Annotated in this window: 22 protein-coding genes; 8 read left to right on the top strand and 14 right to left on the bottom strand. The window is 60.5% G+C overall.

Annotated elements, in window-relative coordinates:
• Window positions 1–18 precede the first annotated feature (18 nt).
• Both thiE and AC1RKH_RS17615 read right to left on the bottom strand, forming a co-directional pair.
• Complete coding sequence (gene thiE / locus AC1RKH_RS17620; RefSeq protein ID WP_493063573.1) at window positions 19–642, bottom strand: thiamine phosphate synthase; 624 nt, start codon at window positions 640–642, stop codon at window positions 19–21.
• Window positions 643–660: 18 nt separating this feature from the next.
• Complete coding sequence (locus tag AC1RKH_RS17615; protein WP_123423520.1) at window positions 661–1,458, bottom strand: hydroxymethylpyrimidine/phosphomethylpyrimidine kinase; 798 nt, start codon at window positions 1,456–1,458, stop codon at window positions 661–663.
• A gap of 428 nt (window positions 1,459–1,886) precedes the next feature.
• Here AC1RKH_RS17615 and AC1RKH_RS17610 point away from each other — a divergent pair, with 428 nt between their 5' ends.
• From AC1RKH_RS17610 to AC1RKH_RS17595, 4 genes are all read left to right on the top strand, one after another.
• Window positions 1,887–4,271 carry a 7TM diverse intracellular signaling domain-containing protein gene (locus tag AC1RKH_RS17610; protein ID WP_493063574.1) on the top strand — a complete coding sequence of 795 codons (2,385 nt, stop codon included), beginning with the start codon at window positions 1,887–1,889 and terminating at the stop codon, window positions 4,269–4,271.
• Between the two features lie 74 nt (window positions 4,272–4,345).
• Entirely contained in the window at window positions 4,346–5,995 is a 1,650-nt protein-coding gene (locus AC1RKH_RS17605; protein WP_493063575.1) for an acyl-CoA dehydrogenase family protein, read from the top strand.
• A 177-nt stretch (window positions 5,996–6,172) separates the two neighbouring features.
• Window positions 6,173–7,672 carry an AMP nucleosidase gene (gene amn, locus AC1RKH_RS17600; protein ID WP_185015274.1) on the top strand — a complete coding sequence of 500 codons (1,500 nt, stop codon included), beginning with the start codon at window positions 6,173–6,175 and terminating at the stop codon, window positions 7,670–7,672.
• A 70-nt stretch (window positions 7,673–7,742) separates the two neighbouring features.
• Window positions 7,743–8,384: a pseudouridine synthase gene (locus tag AC1RKH_RS17595; protein WP_493063576.1), complete on the top strand. Its 642-nt coding sequence runs from the start codon at window positions 7,743–7,745 to the stop codon at window positions 8,382–8,384.
• On the opposite strand, the gene AC1RKH_RS17590 is transcribed toward AC1RKH_RS17595, so the two are convergent.
• The gene (locus AC1RKH_RS17590) at window positions 8,379–8,588 is read right to left on the bottom strand and encodes a DUF2788 domain-containing protein (protein WP_003228500.1); all 210 of its coding nucleotides are present in this window, start codon (window positions 8,586–8,588) and stop codon (window positions 8,379–8,381) included. The genes AC1RKH_RS17595 and AC1RKH_RS17590 overlap by 6 nt on opposite strands.
• Window positions 8,589–8,805: 217 nt before the next feature.
• The gene (locus AC1RKH_RS17585; RefSeq protein ID WP_427528659.1) at window positions 8,806–9,285 is read right to left on the bottom strand and encodes an Lrp/AsnC family transcriptional regulator; all 480 of its coding nucleotides are present in this window, start codon (window positions 9,283–9,285) and stop codon (window positions 8,806–8,808) included.
• A 422-nt stretch (window positions 9,286–9,707) separates the two neighbouring features.
• Here AC1RKH_RS17585 and AC1RKH_RS17580 point away from each other — a divergent pair, with 422 nt between their 5' ends.
• Window positions 9,708–10,841: a DUF6515 family protein gene (locus tag AC1RKH_RS17580; protein ID WP_493063577.1), complete on the top strand. Its 1,134-nt coding sequence runs from the start codon at window positions 9,708–9,710 to the stop codon at window positions 10,839–10,841.
• Here the strand turns inward: AC1RKH_RS17580 and AC1RKH_RS17575 are convergent.
• Window positions 10,835–11,731 carry a cation diffusion facilitator family transporter gene (locus AC1RKH_RS17575; RefSeq protein ID WP_493063578.1) on the bottom strand — a complete coding sequence of 299 codons (897 nt, stop codon included), beginning with the start codon at window positions 11,729–11,731 and terminating at the stop codon, window positions 10,835–10,837. The genes AC1RKH_RS17580 and AC1RKH_RS17575 overlap by 7 nt on opposite strands.
• A 28-nt stretch (window positions 11,732–11,759) precedes the next feature.
• Window positions 11,760–12,179, bottom strand: a complete 420-nt coding sequence (locus tag AC1RKH_RS17570) for a polyribonucleotide nucleotidyltransferase (RefSeq protein ID WP_493063579.1) — start codon at window positions 12,177–12,179, stop codon at window positions 11,760–11,762.
• Between the two features lie 109 nt (window positions 12,180–12,288).
• Between AC1RKH_RS17570 and hrpB the strand changes: the two genes are divergently transcribed.
• Window positions 12,289–14,823: an ATP-dependent helicase HrpB gene (hrpB, locus tag AC1RKH_RS17565; RefSeq protein WP_493063580.1), complete on the top strand. Its 2,535-nt coding sequence runs from the start codon at window positions 12,289–12,291 to the stop codon at window positions 14,821–14,823.
• 159 nt (window positions 14,824–14,982) lie between these two features.
• On the opposite strand, the gene AC1RKH_RS17560 is transcribed toward hrpB, so the two are convergent.
• From AC1RKH_RS17560 to AC1RKH_RS17535, 6 genes are read right to left on the bottom strand one after another with little or no spacing between them, the layout of a single operon-like run.
• Window positions 14,983–16,497 carry an ABC transporter substrate-binding protein gene (locus AC1RKH_RS17560; RefSeq protein ID WP_493063581.1) on the bottom strand — a complete coding sequence of 505 codons (1,515 nt, stop codon included), beginning with the start codon at window positions 16,495–16,497 and terminating at the stop codon, window positions 14,983–14,985.
• Window positions 16,498–16,532: 35 nt separating this feature from the next.
• Window positions 16,533–17,504 carry an ABC transporter ATP-binding protein gene (locus AC1RKH_RS17555; RefSeq protein ID WP_493063582.1) on the bottom strand — a complete coding sequence of 324 codons (972 nt, stop codon included), beginning with the start codon at window positions 17,502–17,504 and terminating at the stop codon, window positions 16,533–16,535.
• A complete protein-coding gene (locus tag AC1RKH_RS17550) occupies window positions 17,501–18,487 on the bottom strand; it encodes an ABC transporter ATP-binding protein (RefSeq protein ID WP_493063583.1) in 987 nt (328 codons plus the stop codon). Before AC1RKH_RS17550 ends, AC1RKH_RS17555 begins: the two co-directional genes overlap by 4 nt.
• Window positions 18,484–19,338, bottom strand: coding sequence for an ABC transporter permease (locus AC1RKH_RS17545; protein WP_493063584.1), 855 nt, complete (start codon window positions 19,336–19,338; stop codon window positions 18,484–18,486). The genes AC1RKH_RS17550 and AC1RKH_RS17545 overlap by 4 nt, the downstream gene beginning before the upstream one ends.
• Complete coding sequence (locus AC1RKH_RS17540) at window positions 19,335–20,282, bottom strand: ABC transporter permease (RefSeq protein ID WP_493063585.1); 948 nt, start codon at window positions 20,280–20,282, stop codon at window positions 19,335–19,337. Before AC1RKH_RS17540 ends, AC1RKH_RS17545 begins: the two co-directional genes overlap by 4 nt.
• Before the next feature lie 3 nt (window positions 20,283–20,285).
• Window positions 20,286–21,173, bottom strand: a complete 888-nt coding sequence (locus AC1RKH_RS17535; protein ID WP_493063586.1) for a proline iminopeptidase-family hydrolase — start codon at window positions 21,171–21,173, stop codon at window positions 20,286–20,288.
• Between the two features lie 181 nt (window positions 21,174–21,354).
• Here AC1RKH_RS17535 and AC1RKH_RS17530 point away from each other — a divergent pair, with 181 nt between their 5' ends.
• Both AC1RKH_RS17530 and AC1RKH_RS17525 read left to right on the top strand, forming a co-directional pair.
• On the top strand, window positions 21,355–22,116 hold the full coding sequence (locus tag AC1RKH_RS17530; RefSeq protein ID WP_493063587.1) for a LuxR family transcriptional regulator: 762 nt from the start codon (window positions 21,355–21,357) through the stop codon (window positions 22,114–22,116).
• Window positions 22,117–22,205: 89 nt separating this feature from the next.
• Window positions 22,206–23,105, top strand: a complete 900-nt coding sequence (locus AC1RKH_RS17525; RefSeq protein WP_123423534.1) for a proline iminopeptidase-family hydrolase — start codon at window positions 22,206–22,208, stop codon at window positions 23,103–23,105.
• 25 nt (window positions 23,106–23,130) lie between these two features.
• On the opposite strand, the gene AC1RKH_RS17520 is transcribed toward AC1RKH_RS17525, so the two are convergent.
• Both AC1RKH_RS17520 and AC1RKH_RS17515 read right to left on the bottom strand, forming a co-directional pair.
• Window positions 23,131–24,210 (bottom strand): endonuclease/exonuclease/phosphatase family protein, encoded by a 1,080-nt coding sequence (locus AC1RKH_RS17520; RefSeq protein ID WP_493063588.1) that lies wholly within the window; start codon window positions 24,208–24,210, stop codon window positions 23,131–23,133.
• A 73-nt stretch (window positions 24,211–24,283) separates the two neighbouring features.
• The gene (locus AC1RKH_RS17515) at window positions 24,284–24,958 is read right to left on the bottom strand and encodes a YciC family protein (protein ID WP_493063589.1); all 675 of its coding nucleotides are present in this window, start codon (window positions 24,956–24,958) and stop codon (window positions 24,284–24,286) included.
• Between the last annotated feature and the right edge of the window lie 85 nt (window positions 24,959–25,043).

Below are 25,043 nucleotides of genomic sequence, written 5' to 3'. Positions count from 1 at the left end.
ATCGGGCTCTTTAAGAAGTCAGAAATTGAACAGGTCATTGAAGGCGCGAGCACGGCGCGTCACTTCTTGAGGCGTGTCGGCACCAAATAGCCCGTGAACCACGGCCAGCAGATCGACCCCGTGGGTCACCAGCGGGGCGGCGTTGTCCAGGGTAATGCCACCGATCGCGCAAATCGGCAGGTGCAGTTTGCTGCGGGCCTGGTCGAGCAGTTCGAGACTGCATGCAGGTGCGCCGGGCTTGGTGTTGGAGTTGAAGAAGCGGCCGAAGGCGACGTAGCTGGCGCCTTCTTTTGCCGCTTGTTCGGCGAGTTCGAGTTGCGCGTGGCAGGTCGAACCGATGATCGCCTGGCGACCCAGCAGCGCGCGGGCCGGGGTCAACGGGCCATCGGTCTGCCCCAGGTGTACGCCGACGCCCAGGCGCGCAGCCAGTTCGGCGTCGTCATTGATGATCAGCTGGGTCTTGTAGCGTCCGCACAGGTCATGCAGGGCCTCGGCCTCACGCAGTCGGCGGGCCTCGTCGCTGCTTTTGTCGCGGTACTGCAGCAGCGTGACGCCGCCGTCCAGCGCAGCCTCCACGTAAGGCAGGAACTTGCCGGCCAGCAGTTGGCTGTCGGTAATGGCGTACAGGCCACGTAATTTCATCGGGCAAGCCTCATGGCGTTACGAGCAAAAGTCCAGCGGCAGACGGCGTGGCACAAACTGGCCTTTGCCCAGCTGTTCGGCGTCTCGCAGGGTGCGCCAGGTGTAATTGAGCGCCGACTGCACCGCGCTGGCGAGGTGTTCGCCCTGGGCCAGACGTCCGGCCAGAGCGCTGGCCAAGGTGCAGCCTGAACCGTGATAACTGCCGGGCAGACGCTGGCAAGTGTAGGTCTGGCGGCTACCGTCGCGGCTGTACAGGCGATTATGGACTTCGTGTTCGTCGCCATGACCGCCGGTGATCAGCAGGTGTTTGACGTACGGCAGGAGTTTTTCTGCGCATTCATCGGCCGTGCCTTCGGGCAGTTCGGCGAGGATGCGCGCTTCAGGGAGGTTAGGGGTGGCGATGATCGCCAGTGGCAGCAGGCGCTCGCGCATGGCGTAGCCCACTTCATCCTTGCCCAGACGTCCGCCCCCGCCGGCGCGCAGCACCGGGTCACAGACCACCGGCAAATGCGGGTGCGCCTGAAGCAGTTCGACGACGGTGTCGACCATTTCCAGTGAGCCGAGCATGCCCAGCTTGACCGCCGCGACCGTCGAGTCGTTGAGCACGGCATTGGCTTGTGCCAACACCCACTCACGGTCGAGAACGCGGAAGTCGCTGACGTTGACCGTGTCTTGCACGGTCAGCGCGGTAACTGCGGGGGCTGCATGACAACCCTGAGCGAGCAGGGCTTCGATATCTGCCTGCAAGCCGGCGCCACCACTTGGGTCGTGGCCGGAGAGACAGAGGACAACGGGGCGAGAGCTGTAGATATTCATGGTGCGCGAGCTTACCACCAAACATCTTTTTTCGGTTGCTGTGCCAACCTGTTCTGCCGATACATTGTGGCGAGGGAGCTTGCTCCCGCTGGGCGGCGAAGCCGCCCCAAAACAATCTTTCAGTTAGACCGCGTCGGCTGACTTTACGACTGCTACGCAGCCGAGCGGGAGCAAGCTCCCTCGCCACAGGTGCGCATCAACCTTGTTGGCATTGTCACAATCTGACCGACTCAATAAGTCTGGTTCTGTGCATTGCTCTGAAAGGCCCGTTCTAGAGCCTTTAGACTAAATTTTTCAATGGTGTTCAATGGCCATCAACGGCTATGCTAGAGTGGATCCAAACCAATAACAGGTAATGCCGGTTTTACGTCTACTCAAAGGGAATGGGGGGCTTCCTGACACAACCGGACTGGCCACGCTGGGGCTTTATGCGCTATTTGCTGATGTTGCTGTTGAGCTTGCCGATGTTGGCGGCCGCAGCCGATTTTGATGAGCTCACCCAAAGCCTCCCCTTGGGACGAGCCATGCAGGTGTACGAAGATGTCGCCGGCTCTGCATCCATCACCGATGTCCGCGCGCAAGCCGCGGCCGGTCACTTCAAGACCCACGACAAAGACACGCTGAACGCCGGTTATTCGCATTCGGCGTTCTGGCTGAAAGTCGATCTGCACTACCGCCCGAGCAACCCGAATGCTCAACGCACCTGGCTGCTGGAGTTGGCCTATCCGCCCATGGATCATATCGATCTCTATCTGCCGGACAGTGCCGGCGGTTATCGATTGGCCAGTCGTACCGGCGATACCTTGCCCTTCGCCAGTCGGCAGATCCGGCAAAACAACTACCTGTTCAATCTGGATTTCGCGCCGAATGAGCAGAAGACTGTCTACCTGCGGCTGCAAAGTCAGGGCTCGATCCAGGCCCCGCTGACACTCTGGTCGAGTACCGCCTATCTGGAAGACCAGCCCTTGCGCCTCTACGTGCTCGGTCTGATTTACGGCGTACTGCTGGGGATGGTGGTCTACAACCTGTTCATCTACCTGAGTGTGCGTGACACCAGTTACCTCTATTACATCTTCTATATCGCCTCGTTCGGCCTCTACCAATTGTCGGTCAACGGTGCGGCGGTCGAATATTTCTGGCCGAACAACCCATGGTGGGCCAACGCCTCGACGCCGTTTTTCATTGGTTGCGCCGCACTGTTCGGTAGCCAGTTCGCCCGCAGCTTCCTGCAGATGGCCAGCTACAGTCGCTGGCTCGATCGCCTGCTGTGGGTGCTGATTGCCTGCAGTGCGGTGGTGGTCGGGCTGTCTCTGATGACCAGCTATGCGTTGGCGCTGCGCCTGGCGACGGCATTGGCGTTGATCTTTACCGTGGTGATTTTCGCGGCGGGGATTTTCGCCTGGTGGCGCGGTCTGCGGGTAGCGCGCTACTTCATCATTGCCTGGTCGGCGTTTCTGCTCGGCGGCGTCGTCAATACGATGATGGTGCTCGGCTATCTGCCCAACGTGTTCCTGACCATGTATGCCAGCCAGATCGGCTCGGCGATTGAAGTCGCGTTGCTGTCGCTGGCCCTGGCCGACCGGATCAACGCCATGCGCGAGCAGCAGGCGCAGACGCTGTTCGACGCCGGGCAGAAACTCGAAGTGTTGAACCAGCAACTGGCCCGCAGTAACCAGCTCAAGGATGAATTCCTCGCGACGCTGACCCACGAACTGCGTACGCCGATGAATGGCGTGATCGGTTCGCTGGAGTTGATGCAGACCGTCGAACTCGACCCGGAGCTTGAGCAGTATCAACAGACCGCCGCCGGTTCGGCGCGGGACATGATGCGCATGGTCAACGGCATTCTGACCCTGACCGAATTGCAGGCCGGTCGACTCAAGGTGTACCCCGAAGCATTCAGCTTGCGTTCGGTGGTCGAAACCTTGCAGCAGCAGTTCACCGCCAATGCTGCGAGCAAGGCGCTGGACTTCAAGGTTGATCTGGCCCCCGGGCTACCTGACCGTCTGTACGGTGACAGCGCCAAGCTGGCGCAAAGTCTGGAGTGCTTGCTGGATAACGCGATCAAGTTCACCCGGGTTGGCGGGTTGGCCTTTCGGGTGAATGGCAAGTTTGCCGAAGAGGGGCGTCTGGCGCTGTCTTTCGCAGTGATCGACACCGGCATCGGTTTCACCGATTTGGGTGAAGCCACGCTGTATCAACGCTTCTTCCAGCTCGACGGTTCGATGACTCGCGAATACGGCGGGTTGGGTGTCGGCCTGGCGATTTGTCGGCAATTGGTCGAGCTGCTTGGCGGGCGTTTGACCCACCGTTCCGAGCCTGGACGCGGCAGCCGTTTTCAGCTCGATGTCGAGTTCGACGTGGTGAATGTGCAACCGCTCGCCAGTCAATCGCAGCAGGCTGACGCTAGCATCCGCTTGCGCGCGCCGCAGGACTGCACAGTGTTGCTGGTCGACGACAACAGCATCAATCAGTTGGTGGTGCGTGGCATGTTGCTCAAACTCGGCTACCGGGTTCGCAGCGCCGACAGCGGTCAGGCGGCGCTGGAGTTTCTGCGTCGAGAGCCGTTCGATGCGGTGTTGATCGACTGTCCGTTACCGCTGCTCGACGGACTGTCGGTCGACAGCCAGATCCGTGCACTGCCAGGTTACGCCGGGTTACCGGTGCTGGCTGCGGTGGTCTCGGCACAGGGCCTGGATCTTGAGCGGGGATTGACCGATTACCTCAGCAAACCGGTGAAATTCGAAGAGTTGCAAGCGGCGCTTTATCGTCGGGTGCTTTGCCCTAAACAAGGTGAAAGCGCCGATATTTAGGCGTATATGCCACTTTGTTCGCTGGGGAGGCGGTGCTTAACTGAAGGTCTTAGCTGACCCAAGGAGGCCCCGCCATGAACCTGCATCAGTTCGCCGAAACCCACGAAGTCACCAATCAGCCGCCGTCGCTGGACGGGACCAACCTCTATCGCATCGACCTGCCGTTGCAAGAGTGGGCGCGGCGTTTCGGGGCGGGTTGGGCTGATGCGCGGATCGACGCGTATGGTGCTTTGGCCGGTGGTCCGTTGATGGAAGCCGGGTTCCTGGCCAACCAGAACAAGCCGGTGTTCGCCAGCCATGATCGCTACGGTCACCGCATCGATCTGGTGGAATTTCACCCGGCTTACCATGAACTGATGCGCACGGCGGTCGAGCATGGTTTGACCTCGTTGCCCTGGACCGATCCGCAGTCCGGCGCCCATGTTGCCCGCGCGGCCATGAGCTACCTGCACAGCCAGGCCGAAGCCGGCAGCGGCTGCCCGCTGACCATGACCTTCGCCAGCGTCCCGGCATTGCGCCTGCAACCGGACATCGCCAAGCAGTGGCTGCCGAAAATTCTCGCCACCGACTATGACCCGCGCAATGTCGGCATGGCCCACAAGGCGGGTGTCACCATCGGCATGGCGATGACCGAGAAACAGGGCGGCACCGACGTTCGGGCCAACACCACCAAGGCTTACCCGGTTGGCGCTGCGGGGCCGGGCCAGGCCTATGAACTGGTGGGGCACAAATGGTTCTGCTCGGCGCCGATGTGCGACGCCTTTCTGACCCTGGCGCAAACCGACAAGGGCCTGACCTGTTTCCTGTTGCCGCGCCATCGCCCGGATGACACGCGCAACCAGTTCTACATTCAGCGGCTGAAAAATAAACTGGGCAATTGCTCCAATGCGTCCAGCGAAGTCGAGTTCCGTGGCGCGTTGGCGTGGATGATCGGCGAAGAAGGGCGCGGTGTACCGACCATTATCGAGATGGTGGCCATGACCCGTTTTGATTGCATGGTCGGCTCCAGCGCCCTGATGCGTCAGGCATTGACCCAGGCCAGCCATCACAGCGCCCACCGGATGGTTGGCGGCAAATTGCTCAGTGAACAACCGTTGATGCAAAACGTGCTCGCCGACCTGGCGCTCGAAAGCGAAGCCGCGCTGGCGTTGAGCCTGCGCATGGGCCGGGTGCTGGATCACCTTGATGACACTCAGGAAGCCAAATTCGCCCGACTGGTGACGGCGGTGGGCAAATACTGGATCTGCAAACGTGCGCCGGCCATGATCAACGAAGCCGCCGAATGCATGGGCGGTGCAGGTTACGTCGAAGACAGCATCTTGCCGCGCCTGTACCGTGAGGCTCCGGTGAACTCGACGTGGGAAGGTTCCGGCAACGTTCAGTGCCTTGACGTGTTGCGAGCGCTGTCGAAAGAACCGGGTGTGCTGGATGTGTTGTTCAGCGAACTGGGCGATGGTCATGGCGACAAGCGCCTGGCCGCACACATCCGCCAGTTGCAGGCGGCGTTCAAGGATACCGATGACATTCAGTATCGCGCTCGACAACTGACCGAAGACATTGCTTTGGGCTTGCAGGCCAAACTATTGCTGGAGGCCGGCAACGCCAGCGTTAGCGATGCCTTCATTGCCAGTCGGTTGGGAACGGCCGGTCGGGTCTATGGCACCTTGCCGCGCGGGCTGGATGTGGAAGCGATTGTCGCGCGGTCGACTCCGCAAGGTTTCTGAACACCATCATCCCCTGTGGGAGCGAGCCTGCTCGCGATGACGAATTAACATTCAACATTGATGCTGGCTGTTACACCGCTATCGCGAGCAGGCTCGCTCCCACAGGGTATTCCAGTGCATCAGCAATGGTGTATAGCCAACACGCAATGGTTCCCGTGAAGCGGCGATGCAGGCAAGATGAAGGCCTGCAAGCCAGAACACAGGAAGCTGATCGTGACCGAAGCCTTTATTGTCGTTCAAACCGCCGAACAAGCCGTGGATCGGCTTGCCGCTCTGCACGAGCGGGCCACCACTGCGTTGAGTCAGGCACTCAAGCGTTATCTGAAAGACCGCGTCGAGCCCGACGCTGAACAACGTGCGATGTTTCGTTATCCAGAATTACGTCTGACCTACCTTTGCCAGGGCGAAGTCCCGCAAACCACCCGCGCATATGCCAAGGTTCAGTTGCCGGGGACCTACAGCGTCACCGTCACCCATCCGGCGGCTTTTCGTAAGTATTTGCTGGAGCAACTGGTGCCGCTGATGCACGACTTCACCGTAACGGTGGAAGTGGGCGTCAGTGAGCAGAATATTCCGTACCCGTACGTGGTCGAGCAGGGCGATGAACTGGCTGGCTCCGGCGTCACCGCTGCGGTGCTGGCGCGGGTATTCCCGAGTACCGATTTGTCGGCCGCCACCGATGGCATCGCCGATGGTTTGTACGATTGGGAAAACACCGATCCGCTGCCGTTGGCGTTGTTCGACGCCGCACGGGTGGATTTCTCCCTGCGCCGTCTGGTGCACTACACCGGCAGCGACTGGCGCCATGTGCAGCCGTGGATCCTGCTGACCAACTACCACCGTTATGTCGACCAGTTCATCACCCATGGTCTGGAGCAACTGCGCACCGATCCGCGCTTCGTGCGCATGGTCTTGCCGGGCAACGTGATCATTGAAAAGAGCATGGATCACGGCGAAGCGTCGGCCATTGCCGCAGGCGTGGTCTGGCACCGTTATCAGATGCCGGCCTATCACCTGCAGGCGTCTGACGGCCACGGCGTAACCCTGGTCAACATTGGCGTCGGCCCGTCCAACGCGAAGAACATCACTGACCACTTGGCTGTATTGCGTCCGCATTGCTGGTTGATGATCGGTCACTGCGGCGGCCTGCGGCAGTCGCAGACCATCGGCGACTACGTGCTGGCTCACGCTTACATGCGCCGCGACGGGATTCTCGACCGGGTAGTGCCACCGAACATTCCGATTCCGGCCCTGGCCGAAGTGCAGATGGCCTTGCAGCAAGCGGCAGCCAACGTCACCGGCGAAAAGGGCGATGACCTGAAAAAACGTCTGCGCACCGGCACCGTGCTGACCTACGACGACCGTAACTGGGAACTACGCTGGGCTCAGGAACGACCGTTGATCAACTTGTCTCGTGCGGTTGCCGTGGACATGGAAAGCGGCACCATCGCTGCGCAAGGCTACCGTTTGCGTGTGCCATACGGCACCTTGCTGTGTGTTTCGGACAAACCGTTGCACAGTGAAATCAAGTTGCCGGGCTCGGCCAACGCGTTCTATGAGCGTGCGGTCAGCCAGCACTTGAAGATCGGCATCGCTGCGGTAGATCTGTTGCGTACCGAGCTCAATTCGTTGCACTCGCGCAAACTGCGCAGCTTCGACGAACCACCGTTCCGCTGATTGGAGGGTGGTTATTTAACGGTCAGGCCACTAGCATTGTCGGTCCTGACCGTTAGATGTTGTTTTTGCCATGCCGCGTCCTCCTCGTCCCGCTTCCCGCCACCCCGGCGTGAAACCTGCGCAATCCTCTTCAGCTCCGCGACGTGTTGCCAAAGCACCGCCGGCCGAGCCGAAACTGATTCTGTTCAACAAACCCTTCGATGTACTGACGCAGTTCAGCGACGGTGAAGGGCGGGCGACGCTCAAGGACTTTATCGAGATTCCCGGAATCTACCCGGCAGGACGGCTGGACCGTGACAGCGAAGGCTTGCTGCTACTGACCAACGACGGTCAGCTTCAAGCGCGTATCGCCGACCCGAAGCACAAGTTGGCCAAGACCTATTGGGTGCAAGTGGAAGGCGAGCCGAGCGCCGAGCAATTGCAGCGTCTGCGCGAGGGCGTCGAGTTGAATGACGGCATGACCTTGCCGGCGCAGGCGCGGCAGCTTGAAGAACCTGCGCTATGGCCGCGTAACCCGCCCGTGCGCTTTCGCAAAAGCGTGCCGACCAGTTGGCTGGAATTGGTGATTCGTGAAGGACGTAATCGTCAGGTGCGGCGCATGACTGCTGCGGTAGGCTTGCCGACACTGCGTCTGGTGCGGGTGCGAATCGGCGACTGGACGATTGAAGGTCTCGATCAGGGCCAGTGGAAAGAAGTGCCGGCGCGCTTATAGAGCGCCGGATTCGATCAGGCCGATCACCACGCTTTTGATGATGAACGCCGCCACGCCCAAGCCCAGCACAAAGAACAGGATGAACGAGCCAAAGCGCCCGGCCTTGGATTTTTTCGCCAGATCCCAGACGATGAAACCCATGAAAATGATCAGGATGCTCACCAGACCGGTCATCATCCACTCTTCAAATACTGCAGGATCCATCGACTATCTCCAGCGCGTGCGGGGCAAAAAAGGCCAGTGAAGTATACGCCTATGGATATTGGCGGTGCATTGACGTGCGTCGGTCTGCCGCAGTTGTTCGTCGCCTGTGCCGGCCCCATCGCGAGCAGGCTCGCTCCCACATTGGATCTTCAGTGAACACATTATTTGTGAGCATCCGAGATCAACTGTGGGAGCGAGCCTGCTCGCGATGGCGTACTTAGCTACGCAGGTGGGTCAACGGCAATTCGGTGCTGTTGAGTACCTGATTCAGCACAAAGCTTGAGCGCACGCTGGTCACGCCTTCGATGCGGGTCAGGTGGCCGAGCAGCAGTTTCTGGTAGTGGTCCATGTCCGGCACCACCACCTTGAGCTGATAGTCGGCGTCCATTCCGGTCACCAGGCTGCATTCGAGCACTTGCGGCAGGGTGCGGATGGCGGCTTCGAAGTTCTCGAAACGTTCGGGCGTGTGACGGTCCATGCCGATCAATACGTAGGCGGTCAGGCTCAGGCCGAGCTTCTTGCGGTCGAGCAGGGCCACCTGACGGGTGATGTAGCCGTCGTCTTCGAGCTGCTTGACCCGCCGCGAACAAGGCGATGGCGACAGGCCGATGCGTTCGGCCAGCTCCTGATTGGAGATGCGCGCGTCGCGCTGCAATTCCGCCAAAATGCTCAAGTCGTATCGGTCGAGTTTGCTCATGAATCAGGCCTTTGTCTTAACTATTGCGGTAGATTATCTATCCGTGATGAAAAATTGCGCAAGTCATGTTTATTTGAGCAATCTTCGCAATCCTCTGTCGCCGCCCCAAGCCTATTCTTATCACCAGAATCACTGCCCGGACAAACAGTCCACAGCGGCCCGCCGAATCAGGCCAGCCGCGGCCACCACCCCCAACAGGGGTTGAGTTGGCCCCCGGGCTACACACTGTCCAGAAGACGGAGTGAGGTGAGCCGGCGTCAAAAGCGTCGAGCACGGACGAAGTTCTCAAGGGGAGGCCGACGGGTCTCCCTTTTTTATTGTGCGTAAATCAAGAAATAAGTCTGGCGACTGATAACCTGTTGCAGAACCGGCCTGTGCTTTTTCAGTCTTATGTATAGGTCACCACCGTAGTGAGGAATAGCATGAAGTCGCGCATCTGGCGTATGGCAGGTGTTGGTGTGTTGTGTGTCAGTGTCAGCGCGCCATCGCTGGCAGAAGGTCAGGGGGCGCAGGAGCAGCTTCAGGAACAGCAACGACAACAGCAACACAACAATGGTGGTGGTCAGCACGAGCGTGGCGGTGAAGGTCATCAGGGGAACAATCAACCGCGCCCCGAAAACAATCCGCCTCGCGTGGAAAACAACCAGCAGCACCCGCAAAACAATCAACCTCGCGTCGAGTACAACCAGCCACGTCCCCAAAATAACCAGCCACGTCCGCAGCCTGAAATCATTCGCGGCAACAACAGCCGGCAGTTCGAACACAACGGTCAGAATCAGGGAGGCGACTGGCAGAACCGTCAGCGACACGACGCCAATGACCAGATTCAAGGCCGACCTGCGCCTGCGAACAACCTGCCGATCCAGGGCCGTCCGGACACTGTTCGCCAGACCCAGGAGCCACAGCGTGGCTACTATCAGGACATTCCGCGGCGCAACGATTACAACCAGCGTTGGCAGGCCGGTGGTCACGATGACCATCGGGATGACCGTCGCTGGGCGGGACGTCCGGAAGGGCATGGCAACGGCTGGGGTGATGGTCCGCGGTATCGGCCAGGTCAAATGATCGACCGCTTCCCTGAGCGCCACGACCGTGTGCCGTACCGTGGGCAGGATTATTTCTACTCCGGTGGTTATTGGTATCGCCCGCAAGGGCCGCGCTATGTGGTGGTCGAACCGCCTCGCGGGATCCGTGTGCGGTATCTGCCCGATTACGCTCAGGAGGTGTGGATCGGTGGTGCGCTGATGTTTCTGGCAGCAGGCGCTTACTACGCCTACGAGGAGAGCACTCAGGACTACGTCGTGGTTGAGCCGCCGGTAGGCAACCCGCAGCCGCAACCGACCAGCAATGACTATGACGTGGTGGCTTATCCGGCTAATGGGCAGCCACCCGAGCAGGTCACTCAGGACGGCTACGATTGCTATCGTTGGGCGGTCCAGCAGAGTGGCTTTGATCCACGGACCGTGACCTATCAGCCGGCACCCCAAGTGGTACAGACTTACCGTCAGGCCGAGGGCAATTGCCTGGTCTCACGCGGTTATCAGGTCACTTACTGAACCTGGGCGGCCTTCACCACTTCCTGCGGGTCGGCGTGCACCAGCACTTCGGCTCGCGGGTAAACGGCGTGAATGGCGTCCGCCGCTTGATCGCTGATGCCGTGCGCGACTGACAGCGTCAGCTCTCCCGGCAACTCCAGGTGCAATTGCACGAACCAGTGACTGCCGGAGATCCGTGTGCGCAAGTCGTGGGCACCGAGTACGCCGGGCACGCCGCAGGCCAGTTCGAGCATGTGCTGGCTGACGTCTGGCGGCAGTTCTTCATCCATCAACACCGCAAAACTTTCCCGGGCGATTTGAATCGCGCTCCACAGAATGTAGACGGCGATCCCCAGACCGAACCAGGCATCGACTTGATGCCAGCCAAAACCGGCCAGTACCAACGCCACCAGGATGCTGCCGTTGAGCATCATGTCGGAACGGTAATGCAGCGAGTCGGCGCGCACCGCGTTGGAGCCGGTTTCGCGGATTACCCGGTGTTGCAGCATCAGCAGCGCCAGGGTCAGGACGAGGGAAAAGATAATCACGCCAATGCTGATCCACGGCGCGCCCACCGGTTCCGGGTGTTTCAGGCGCTCAAAGGCCTGATACGCGATCAACACCGCGCTGCCACCGATGAACAGTGCCTGGGCCATGCCCGACAAGGATTCCGCCTTGCCGTGCCCGTAGCGGTGATCGTCATCGGCCGGGCGCAACGCGTAATGCACCGCCAACAGATTGAGCAGCGACGTCACGCCGTCGAGTGCCGAGTCTGTCAGCCCGGCGAGCATGCTCACCGATCCGCTCAGCCACCAGGCAATGGCCTTGGCGACAATCAGGGTACTTGCCACCGCCACCGAGGCGCGGGTGGCGAGGCGTAACAGGCGAGCGTGTTCCGGGCTGCTGGTCATAGGTGGAGCGTTTCCTCGGTGTTGAGCATCAAGCAGCGGGTTGCAGACCGAACATGGCCAGTTGCTGAGCACTGCCCTTGTGCTGGATCAGGCGCGGGTCATCCAGTGGAAGGCTGCGGCCCAGCTCGCTTTCGAGAATAACCTGCAACTTGTGATTATCGACCTTGCCGTCGGCATCGATGGCTTGTTTGAGTTTCTCCGGCGCCACTTGCGCGGTCTTGCCGGGTTCGAAGTAAATCGCGCCGGTGGTGAAGTCCACGGCGAACGCGACCAGTCCGGGGATGATGTAGAACAGCAGGCCCACGGCGTCGAGCGCGGCAATCGCCGGGTCGATCTTGCCGTCGATCTGGCCACGGCGATCCGGGTAGAAAATCGAACCGCAAGCGGTCACTTGGGTCAGCAGGGTTGCAACCAGTACACCGCCAATCAGGCGAAACGGAGCACGCATGGTAAATCTCCTGAGCAAACATTAAACGAAACGTCGTCGGTATGAATTAGGACCGTGATTAACGCCAGGCAGTTCGCCGTTATACTCGTGCCTCTGTTTTGGAGCCAGCATGATTTCTTTGCCAATTGATGAAGTTTTACCCGCGCTGCGTGAAGCCTTGGCGACACGCCACGAAGCCGTGCTCGAAGCACCACCCGGCGCCGGTAAAACCACCCGCGTGCCATTGGCGATGTTGAATGAGCCATGGCTGGCCGGGCAAACCATCCTCATGCTTGAACCGCGTCGGCTGGCAGCGCGGGCGGCGGCCGAACGGTTGGCCAGCGAACTCGGCGAGAAAGTCGGTGAAACAGTCGGATACCGGATTCGCCTCGACAGTAAAGTCGGGCCGAATACGCGCATTGAAGTGGTCACCGAAGGCATCCTCACGCGCCGCTTGCAGGAGGACCCGGCGCTTGAAGGCGTGGGCCTGCTGATCTTCGACGAATACCACGAGCGTAGTCTCGATGCCGACCTCGCGCTGGCCCTGAGCCTGAATGGCCGTGAGCTGTTTCGTGATGAGCAGCCGCTGAAGATTCTGTTGATGTCGGCAACCCTCGAAGGCGAGCGTCTGGCCGGCCTGCTGAATGACGCGCCGATCCTGCGCAGCGAAGGTCGCATGTACCCGGTGACGATGCGCTGGGGCCGGCCGTTTCAGCCGGGCGAATTCATCGAGCCGCGACTGGTGCAGACCATTCTCGAAGCCTTGAACGACGAAACCGGCAGTCTGCTGGTATTCCTTCCCGGGCAAGCGGAAATCCGCCGCGTGCATCAGCAGTTGGCCGATGCATTGGGCGAGCGTACTGAGGTGCTGCTCTGCCCGTTGCATGGCGAACTCGATCTGGCGGCGCAACGTGCGGCCATCGATCCAGCGCCACCCGGCCAACGCAAAGTGGTGCTGGCCACCAACATCGCCGAAACCAGTTTGACCATCAATGGCGTGCGCGTGGTCATCGACGCCGGGTTGGCGCGAGTGCCGCGCTTCGACCCCGGCAGCGGCATGACCCGCCTCGATACCCAACGCATCTCCCGCGCCAGCGCCACTCAGCGTGCCGGCCGGGCGGGAAGGCTGGAACCGGGTGTGTGTTATCGGCTGTGGTCGCAGGATCAGCATGAACAACTGGCGGCCTATGCCAGCCCGGAAATTCTCTCGGCGGACCTTGCCGGGCTGGCCTTGCAGCTCGGACGTTGGGGCGTTATGCCTGGGCAGTTGGTCTGGCTCGATGTACCTCCGGCGGCGGCTTATGCACAGGCGCAGGACTTGCTCGAACGCCTTGGCGCGTTGGAAGGTTCGTCCGCTGAAGACTGGAAGCTCACTCGCCACGGTCAGGCCATGGCCGAACTCCCGGCCCATCCGCGCATCGCGCATCTGTTACTGCGTGGGCAAGCGTTGGGGCTGGCGAACATGGCCTGCGACGTCGCTGCATTGCTCGGTGAGCGGGATATTTTGCGCGGTGCCGGTGCGGATTTGCACAGTCGTCTGGTGCTTTTATCTGGCGAAGAACGGGCGGCGCGGGGTGCTCAAGGTGGCGTGCAGCGGGCACGACAATTGGCCCGGCAATATCGTGGTTATCTGCGCGGCAAAGCCGAGTCGCCGGTCAGCGATCCGGAGCATCCGCGTTGGCTCGGCGCGTTGCTGGCGTTGGCCTATCCGGACCGCGTCGCCCAACAGCGGCGGGCCGGTGGTGCTGAATATCGGCTGGCCAACGGTCGCGCAGCGTTGTTCGCCGAGGCCGACAGCCTGATGAAGCAACCCTGGCTGGTGATCGCCGATCTGGGCAGCCGTCAGGGGCAGCGCGAAGAACGGATTTATCTGGCGGCGGATTTTGATCCGGCGTTGTTCGATTCGGTATTGGCAGAGCAGGTGCGTTGCGTCGATCAGCTCGATTGGGACGAACGTGAAGGCGTGCTGCGGGCCGAGCGTCAGCGCAAGGTCGGCGAGTTGGTGCTCAGCCGCGAGCCGCTGACCGGCCTCGATGAAACGGCACGCAGCCAGGCGTTGGTCAATCTGGTCCGCCGTAAAGGACTTGAGCTGTTGCCATGGACCCCGGAGTTGCGTCAGTGGCAGGCGCGAGTGGCATTGCTGCGTCAGCTGGATCTGAGCAAGCAGGGCGAGAGTGAGTGGCCGGATGTCAGCGATGCGGCGTTGCTGGCCAGCCTGGAGCATTGGTTGATGCCGTACCTGGGGCGGGTTTCGCGACTCAGTCATTTCGCCAACCTGGACGTGTCGAGCTTTGTGCATAACCTGCTGCCATGGCCCTTGCCACAACGGCTCGATGAACAGGCGCCGCATCATCTGAGCGTGCCTTCCGGTTCGTCGATTCGTCTGGATTACAGCGAGCAGCCGCCGATTCTCGCGGTGCGTTTGCAGGAGTTGTTCGGCTTGGCCGAAACCCCACGCATTGCCGGTGGCCGGCAGGTGGTCAAGCTGCATTTGCTGTCACCCGCGCGGCGGCCGGTGCAGGTCACCCAGGATCTGGCGAACTTCTGGCGTAGTACTTATGCCGAGGTGAAGAAGGACCTCAAGGGGCGCTACCCGAAACATTATTGGCCGGATGACCCGCTGGTGGCCGAGGCCACGGCGCGGGCCAAACCTCGCAAAGGCTGAAGGTCAAAAGATCGTCCGAACGCGGCCCGAACCTTCGGCAGCTCCTACAGAGATCACGAACATCCGTAGGAGCTGCAGGAGGCTGCGATCTCTTTCCGATCACCGCAGATCTACGGGGCAGCCGGAAGCAGAAACCGTGCAATCACCGGCAACCGCTCCTTAGTTCTTCACGGTCTCCTCGAGCGAGAAACGTCCCAGTGGATTTTGCTGGAAGTTTTCGATGTTCTTGCGCGAAATGTTGATGTACGGGCTGTAGTAAAGGTCGATCCAGTTGACGTCATTCTTGGCGATCTTCTGCAAGTCGACGTACATCTGTTCACGTTTGATCGGGTCTGTTTCAACCCTGCCAGCCGCCACCAGATTCTTGACCTTGTCGTTCCTGTAGCGGGTCATGTAGTTCATGTTGGTGTCGTGGCCCAGAACGAACGTGGTCTTCTGGTCCGGGTCGAGGATGTCGTTGGTCCAGTACATCACGGACAGGTCGTAATCACCGTCGACCAGCATCTGCCAGCTCTGGGTCGGGTCGACTTTTTGCAGGGTGGCGGAAACGCCGACTGCCGCCAGTTGTTGCTGAACCAGCACGGCAATCTGTTCATCGGCTTCGTTGCCGGCATTGACCACGTAGTTCAGCTTCATGCCCACGGCGCCGGCATCAGTCAGCATCTGCTTGGCTTTCACCGGGTCAAATGGGCGCTTCAGGTTGTCGGCGTAGTGGTAAAGCGCGCCCTTGGGGATGTAGGAGTAAGCCTCCTGACCATGGCCGAAGGTGACGGTATCAACCAGCGATTTCTTGTTGATCGCCATGTCCAGCGCCTGACGCACTTCCGGTTTGGCCAGCAGTCCGTGCTCATGGTTGATCAGCAGGTGATCTTCGCGCGTGGAAGGGTCGGCATGGATAGTCACGCCAGGGTCCTTGCGCAACGTATCGACTCGCGAAAACGGTACGAAAATCGCCGAGTCGAGTTCACCTGCCTGCACCTTGAGCATCCGGGTATTGTCGTCCGGAATGGAAATCCACTCCACGCCGTCCAGGCTGACCTTGTCGGCCTGCCAGAAGTGCGGGTTCTTCTCCAGCTTCACGCGATCGCCGCGTAGCCACTCCTTGACAAAAAATGCCCCTGACACCACCGGTTCCTGAGCGTAGGCATCCTCGCCCATGCGGGTCATGGCCTGTTGCGAGAGAATCGACACGGTCGGCGAGGCCAGTTGTGAGAGGAACGGTACCGAAGGGGTTGTCAGGGTGACCACCAGCGTATGCGGATCGGCCGCTTTCGCCGTGTCGATCAGCTTGTACGCATCGCTCCACAGCGAGGCCTTGTTATCGCGAATACGCAGCAGGCTGAATGCCGCATCATCGGCCGTAATCGGTGAGCCGTCGGAGAATTTCGCCGAGCGCAGTTTGAACGTGTAGGTCAGGCCATCGTCGGAGACCTTCCAGCTTTCAGCCAGGCCGGGCTCCATTTTGCTGCCGGCCTTGTTGACCCGGATCAGCGTGTCGTAGACATTGGAAAACACCCAGGTATCACGGTTTTGCGCGCTCTTGATCGGGTCGAACGTGGTGCTTTCTTCACGGCAACCGATGGTCAGTACACCCGCCGCCTGAGCAATACCGCTGGCAAGGGTGCAAGCGGTCAAGGTGGCTGCGGCAAGCAATGTCAAATGCCTGGATCTCATGGTCAAACTCCTTCTTGATGAGTGTTTCGGTTTTTTTAAAGCAGCGGTTCCTCGAGCACACAGTCGTAACGGCGTCCTTCGAGTTGACGTGTAGGGGGCGCCGCCTGGCTACAGGTGGGGCGAACGTAGCGACAGCGCGGGTGAAAGGCGCATCCGGATGGCAGCTGCAAAGGGCTGGGCGGTTCACCGGGCAAAGGGTCGCGGGGTAGCGCGCGGGTCGGGTCGATTTCCGGAATCGACTGGATCAGTGCGGCGGTATAGGGATGTCGCGGGGAGCGGAACACTTCTTCCACCGGTCCTTCTTCGACGATTTTGCCCAGGTACATCACCGCCACTCGATCACAGAGCCGGCGAACGATCGCCAGATCATGGGCGATGAACACAATCGCCAGGTTCATGCGCTGGCGCAGCTCCAGCAGCAGGTTGATGATCTGCCCCTGGATGGACACGTCCAGTGCGGCCACGCACTCATCGGCGACGATCAAGCGCGGCTCCACGGCCAGCGCCCGGGCGATTCCGACACGCTGGCATTGCCCGCCACTCAAGGCGCGTGGTTTGCGGGTGGCCAACTCCGGGCGCAGACCGACCAGCGTCAGCAGCTCGTCGACGCGGGCGGCAATCAGCGGTTCCGGCACCTTGCGTTGGACCCGGAGCACTTCCGCGAGGGTCTGGCCGATACTCAGGCGTGGGTTGAGAGCCGCATAAGGATCCTGGAAAACCATCGCCGTCTCATGGCGCAGCCTCTGGATGTCGATCTTCCCGGCGTGGGCCATGTCGACACCATCGAACAGCACCTGCCCGGCGAAAATCTCATTGAGGTGCAGGATCGCCCGTCCCAGGCTGCTTTTACCGCTGCCCGACTCGCCGACCAGCCCGAGTGTTTCACCGGCCGAGAGCGTCAGCGAAACACCGTTGACCGCTGTCAGCCATTGCCGGTTCATGCCCAGCAGACCACTGCCCGCAGCGGCGAAACGCACCTGCAGATCCTTGACGTTGAGCAACGTCATGAGCGGCCTCCGGCGACCAAGGGGTAATGGCAAGCGATGCGGTGTCCATGGGTGACCGGCTGCAAGCCCGGCATCAATGTTGTGCATTGGCTGCCGGTTTGCTGGCAGCGTGGATTGAAGCGACACCCATGAGGCAGGGCGTCGAGCAGGGGCGGTTGCCCGGCAATGGTTTTGAGCAATGCGTGACCGTGACTGGTGGCCGGCTGACAGTCGATCAATCCAGCGGTGTAAGGGTGGCGTGGATAGGCCAGCACCTCGTGTTTATTGCCGTGCTCGCACAAGCGTCCGGCGTACATCACTGCAATCGAGTCGCAGGTCTGGGCAACGACCCCCAGGTCATGGGTGATCATGATGATCGACAAGCCCCGCTGGTCGCGCAGATCAAGCAGCAGGCGCAGGATCTGCGCTTGCACCGTGACGTCGAGGGCGGTGGTCGGTTCGTCGGCGATCAGGACTTTCGGGTTGCAGCCCAGGGCCACGGCAATCATCGCTCGCTGGCGCATGCCGCCGGAAAATTCGTGAGGGTAACTGTCGACCCGGCGCTGCGGATCGGGAATGCCCACCTGACGCAGCACCTCGATGGCCTGAGCACGGGCTTCACGCTTGCTGGCGCCCTGATGCAGACGAATACCTTCGCCAATCTGCTCGCCGATGCGCATCAACGGGTCGAGATGGCTGCCGGGGTTCTGGAAAATCATTCCCAGCTGACGCCCGCGCATGCGCCGCATGCCAGCCTCGTCCAGGCGCAGCAGGTTTTCCCCGGCCAACTGCACCGTTACGCCTTCGACTCGCAGGTTCGGTGACGGCAGCAGCCGCATCAAACCGCGACAAGCCATGGTTTTGCCGGAGCCGCTCTCACCCACCAGCCCAAGGACTTCACCTTCAGCCAGGTCGAACGACAGGCGATCCACCAGCGTCACCTCGTGCTCGCCGTTACGGGCAATGACGCTCAACTCCTCGACCTTCAACACGGGCGTACTCATGAGCGCTCACCCAGATGTTCGGCGACAGCGTCGGCCAGCAGGCTGAAGCCCATGGCCAGAGTGACGATCGCCAGCCCCGGGAAGGTGCAGATCCACCAGGCGGAAGTGATGAAGCTCTGGCCTTCGGCGACCATCGTGCCCCACTCGGCGGTCGGCGGTTGAACCCCCAGGCCGAGGTAGCTGACCGCTGCTCCGTTGAGCAGCACCAGCACCGCATCGGACATGGAAAAAACGATTGAGCCGAACATTGCGTTCGGCAGCAAATGACGAAACAGAATGCGCCCATGGCCGAAGCCCAGACTTTTGGCGGCCAGGGCAAAATCGCTTTCCTTGAGGATCAGGATCTGCGAGCGGATCAACCGTGCATAGGACACCCAGCCCACCAGTGCCATGGCGATATAGAAACTCATCAGGCCGGGGCCGAGGATCGCCATGATCGCCAGCATCAACACCAGGAACGGGAAGGCCAGGATGATATCGATCAGACGCATGCAGACGGTGTCGAAACGCCCGCCGATGTAGCCGGACAAGGCCCCGACACCGGTGCCGATCAAAAACGGGAAGATCACCCCGATGACCGCCAGCTGCAAGTCGACGCGGGCTGCCCAGATCACTCGAGACAATACGTCACGGCCAAAATTGTCGGTACCGAACGGGTGGGCCAGGCTGGGCCCCAGCAGGCGGATATCAGTGTTCTGGGCGATTGGATCGAAGGGCGCGATCCAGGGCGCGAAGATCGCCAGCAGCAGCCAGCCGAGCAGGATTGCCAACCCCAGGCCCATTGCCAAACGACGGTTGCGTAAACCGAAACCGAGGTTCAGGCGGGGGGTAATTGCAGCCTGACTGCTCATCGGATTTTCACCCGGGGATCGATCGCTACTGTGACCACATCGGCGAGAAAATTCACTGCGACGGTGGCGCAGGCCAGCACCATCGCCACGCCCTGGACCACCATGTAGTCACGGGTGAAGATGCCACGGACCAGCAACTGGCCGATTCCGGGAATGGCGAACAAGCTCTCGATGACCACCGTGCCGCTGATCAGCCAGCCGATGTTCACCGCCAGCAAGTTGACCGCGGGTACCAGCGAGTTGGGTAGCACGTGTCGACGAAACACCGCGTCTTCAGACAGGCCGCGAGCTCGGGCCGCCGTGACGTGGTCGGCTTGCAGCTCCATCAGCATGCTCGCCCGCAGATTGCGCACCAGCACCGCCGATAACGCCAGGGCAATGGTCAGACAGGGCAGGACCATGTGGTGAAGTTTGTCCAGCCAACTGCGGCCGTAGCCGGAAACCGGGAACCAGCCCAACTGCACGCTGAACAGCAGGATCAACATGATCCCCAGCCAGAACGCCGGCATGCCGAGGCCGGCGGTGGTAAACAGGCGGATCAGATTGTCGCCCCAGCCACCCTTGTTGCGGGCAGCAACGGTGGCCAGGGGCACGGCGATCAACAACGCCAGCAGCACGCTGCCAAGCACCAGAAACAGCGTGGGTTCGATTCGCGTACTGATCAGCTTCAAGGCGTCGACTTTGTAGAGCAGCGACTGGCCCAGGTCGCCGTTGAAGAGGTTTTTCAGGAAGTAGAAATACTGCATCCACAACGGCTGATCGAGGCCGAACTGAGCGCGAATCCTGATCAGCCCCTCCGGCGTACTGCGCGAGCCGAGCAGCGCGCGCGCCGGATCGCCGGGAATCGAGCGCACCAGCACAAACGTGATGAGGCTGATGCCGAACAGCACCGGCAATAGTTGCAGGGGCCGTGACAGGATGAAGCGGTAACGCGACAGATTCATCGACTAACCTCGGTGCCGCTGGAGGAAATCCAGCAACACCGGAAAATAGGCCTGGGGTTCTTCGTAGAACGGCATATGGCTGCTGTTGGGGAACACATGCAATTGGGCGTCCTTGAGCGCCAATTTCATGCGCATTGCACAGGCCGGTGTCAGTTCGTCGTGCTGGCCGGTGGTGATCAGCACCGGCATTGTGAAATCGCTCATTTCCTGGAGACGGTTCCAGTTTTTCAGGTTGCCGAGGTAGAGAAACTCGTTTGGCCCCTGCATGGTCGTGTACGGCCCCATGTTCCAGTCGCCCAGAGAACGCGTAACCGGTGCCGGCCACTCGTCGAGGCGGCAGACGTGACGGTAGTTGAGGAGGGTGATGGCGGCCTGGTATTGCGGGTGATCGAGCGTGCCCAGGGCTTCATGGCGTTGCATCATGGCCACGGTTTCGCTGCCCAGGGCGCCACGCAGACGCTCCAGTTCCTGAGACAGGTGCGGGATATCGCCTACCGTGTTTTCCAGAATCAGGGTTTTCAGCGCCTGCGGGTGGTGAATGGCATATTCAATCCCCAGCCAGCCGCCCCAGGAGTGCCCCATCAAGTGCACCCGGCCCAGGTCGAGGGCCTGCCGGACGGATTCCACTTCAGCGACATAACGGGTGATGTCCCACAGGGACGGGTCTTCGGGTCTGTCCGAGGCGCCGGTGCCAAGCTGGTCGAAGGCGACAACCCGCAGCCCCTTGTCCTTGAGCCAGCCATGGGCGTCACGCAGATAGTCGCAGGGAAGCCCCGGGCCGCCATTGAGGCACAGCAGGACTTCATCACCCTCGCCAAAGCTGTAAACCACCAGATTGTGGCCATCGACCTCGACGTTATACCGATGGTCCGGTTCGATTTCACGCCACATCGCAACTCTCCCTGTATGTTGCTGGCCGGCTCGGGTGCTGGCCAAATGACTCAACCTTACTGAGTAAGTCACACGCCCAAAAGCTAGTATTTGTTATAGGTTTGATCTGGCAGTCCCTCGCCGAGGCGTGGCATTCTACGTGCTGAATTTCAGGATTGAAATTACTTAAGGAGCGCAATGGATGCAGACCAGACTGTCTGACCTCAATCCCCGCCTGTTGTCGGGCAAGAGCCTGGATGAGCAGATGGACAACGCCTTGCTACTGGCCGAGGAGCTGGGTTTTGATGCCCTGGTGTACGACTACAGCCCGGTGCCGCTGGACCATGAAGGCAAGTTGATCACTCCCTCGGTGCTCAAACTGCGTAACACTCCAGCCGATTGGCAGACGCGTTGGTGTACAGAGGGTTACTACCAGATCGACCCTGTTCAGCAGGTAGCACTCAATTGTGTTTCACCTTTTGTCTGGTCCTACAAACCCGGGACTGACACCCTGCTGGAGCCGGTCATCGGTCAGTGTCATGCCCCCGTGGTGAATTATCTGGAAGACTCGCAGATGACCTGCGGGGTGTCGGTCCCGATTCATCTGCCCAGAGGCGGTTTTGCCTCTTTGACGGGTCTGCGTACCGGTAGCAGCATCAGCGTCCTGCGCGATGCCCGGCAGACCCTGGCGGATTTCAGCCTGATTTCCCATGCCTTGCAGGAAGCGGCCTATCCGTTGCTTGGCAAGGAGGCTCACACGCCACCGATCCACCTGACCAAACGTGAACGCGAGTGCCTTAAATGGGCGGCTGAAGGGCTGACGGCTACCGAAATTGCCACGCAACTGAATCGCTCGATGGCCACGGTCACGCTGCACTTGACCACGGCGATGCACAAGCTCGGCGCCAAGAATCGGGTCCAGGCCGTGGTTCGGGCGGTGCACTATCGGTTGCTCGATGACTGAGGCAGAGCAAAACCTATCTATTTAGCTAGTTATTCGAAAGGCCGAGTCCCGATATTGTGGTCGTACTGTTTTCAGGGAGGCGGCACACAATGGAATTGACTGGAACACGCGAAGGCTTTGCACCCTTTGGCGCTTATCGGACCTGGTATCGCATCACCGGTGATCTGTCCTGTGGTCGAACGCCACTGGTGATTTTGCACGGCGGCCCGGGCTGCACCTACGATTATGTAGATGCCTACAAGGACGTTGCTGCCGGTGGCTATCCGGTGATCCATTACGATCAGTTGGGGAATGGTCACTCGACCCATCTGCCGGACAAGGATCCTTCGTTCTGGAACGTCCAGCTCTTTCTCGATGAACTGGACAATCTGCTGGATCATCTGCAAATCAGCGACAATTACGCGCTTCTTGGGCAATCCTGGGGCGGTATGCTCGCCAGCGAACACGCCGTCATGCAACCTGCGGGTTTACGAGCCCTGATCGTCGCCAACTCTCCTTCGGATATGCGCGTCTGGGTTCAGGAGGCCAACCGTTTACGTAAACTGCTGCCCGACGGTGTGCATGAAACACTGCTTGAGCACGAACAAGCAGGAACCTTTCAAGCGGCCGCCTATCAGGAAGCTTCGAGGGTCTTTTACGATAACCATGTGTGTCGCGTCATTCCCTGGCCCGAGGAAGTCGCGCGTACGTTTGCCCAGGTCGATGCCGACCCCACCGTTTACCATGCCATGAGCGGGCCGACGGAATTTCATGTCATCGGCAGTCTGAAAGACTGGACCATTGTCGACCGCTTGCGCCACATCAACGTGCCGACGCTGGTGATTTCGGGTCGCTACGATGAAGCAACACCGACGGTGGTCAAACCCTACCTGGAGCAGATCCCGAATGTTCGTTGGGCGTTGTTCGAGAACTCCAGCCATATGCCGCATGTCGAGGAGCGGGTCGGCTGCATGGGGACGGTGGTGAAGTTCCTGGATAAGTGCTTGTAGGGGCCGATATCGGCAGCCGATCAGGTTACGGGGCGGCCGGGAGCAGAAACCGTGCAATCACCGGCAAGTGATCGGAGATGCGCAGCGTATCGTCCTGCCGCACCTCGGCTTCCAGTCGTTTGATCCGTGGGCTGTAGAACAGGTAGTCGACGGTGCGATCCGGGCCGTTGAGGCCGGGGTCGTTGGGGTAATGGGTCAACCACTGGTCTCGATCGACACCGCTGGCCTCGTTGTTGGTCGGGATCATCGGGTATTTGTCCCACAGCACATGCAGTGCGCTGTCGGCGGAGTAGGGCGTGCGCTGCTCGGGCGCGAGGCGTTGATACTGGCCCAGCGGCAACAGGTTGAAGTCGCCGCCGATCAGCCACGGCGTGCCGCGGCCTTCATACGTGTCGAGTACCTTGGCAACTGCCGTCACCTTCGTCTGCTGGGTTTCATCAGGCTGCACCGCCCGATCGAGGTGAGTATTGAGCACCGCCATTTGCCCGCCGTCGCGCAGCGGCAGGTAACTTATCAGCAGGGCATTTTTCGGCTGGAACTGGCGGCTGATGAAGTTGACCGGTGCTTCGGGCAGTTGCAGGCGTTCGGCATGTTCGATCTGGAAGCGGCTCAAGGTCGCCAATTGTCGGCCAACGCTACCGAAAATGTGCACGTCGGGAACGAAGTCGGCCTTCCAGTCGAAGGCGTGTGTGCTGCAGGGGTAGAGGTCGGCCAGGCGTTCCTGGAGCAGTTTGAGCTGGTTTTGGTAGTCACTGGCCTTGGCGCCGTCATTCAGTTCCTGCAGCAGGACCAGGTCCGGCTGCTCATCGCGGATCACCCGTGCCACTTCATCGAGGCTGAAGGCCATGTCTTCCGCGGTCGGGCTTTCGTCGGGGCCTTGGGCCAGGTCATTCCAGAACACATAGCGTTTGCCCGCCAGGTACTGGACGTTCCAGGTCATCACCTTCAACGCCTGTCCCGGCACCAGCGTCGGCGCGCGGGTGCTGCAACTGACCGGCAATGTCTCCTTGGCGTCGGGGCGCCAGGTCAGGCTGTAGAGAAAGGAAAACAGCAGGCCGATGAGAATCAGCAGGCCCAGCAGGGTGTAGCGCAGTAGACGGGTCATGGCTCGGCTTATGGCGTTACAAAGTTGAGCCCGAGCATAACCGAGGCGGGGCCGGACCCCAAGGGTAGAGCTGTCAGGCGCTTCCTTCAGATTTGTCAGGTGCGTCGCTGATCAACATGAACAGACGAAACAGCACCACACTGGTGAACAGTTGCAGAAAGCTATGGGTGCTTTCGATGATCAGTAAAACTGCCGGATTCTGCGGCTCCGGGTAGATGGCCATGCTCGCGCCCTTGAGCACCCATAACGGGCCCATCACGCAGAGAATGCACAGCAGGATGCGCAGGAAATTGCCACGGGCCAGGCGCATGCTTTCCCTGATGGCTTCCAGTGGTTGCATGTTGCGCAGCACCAGCAGGTATTCAGCAAAGGCGAGCATCACCATCAGCCATATGCCCGGCAGGAAATACAGCGACAAACCCACCAGAATCAGCAGGGTGTTGAGCGCCGTCAGCAGTGCGAAGCGCGGCCACAGGCTGAGCGAAGCCGAGAGCAGGTCCAGGGTGCGCGGCGATTCACCACGGCTGCGGGCATCGAGAAACAGGATCAGCGCGGCGGTGTACAAGGGGTAGACCAGTAGCCCGATGATCACGCTATAGCCGGGAAACGCCTCCGGCCCCTGGGAGTGGTCGACCAGTTGCTGAAGCAACGCTTCGAGCACGACCAATGGCAGACACAGCGGCACGATTCGGCCCAGGTTGCGCTGGAAGAAATACAGGGAGTCGCGGAGTACGTCTAACGGATTCATCGGTCGCTATCGCAGGTTACGAGATATGTCGACACTGTAACCGATGCGACCGGCAGTCGAGCAAACGTAAACGTTCGGTAAAGGC

It is taken from the genome of Pseudomonas sp. GW822-FHT06B12 (assembly GCF_058799675.1).
This window is presented reverse-complemented; position numbering and strand designations above follow the sequence as displayed.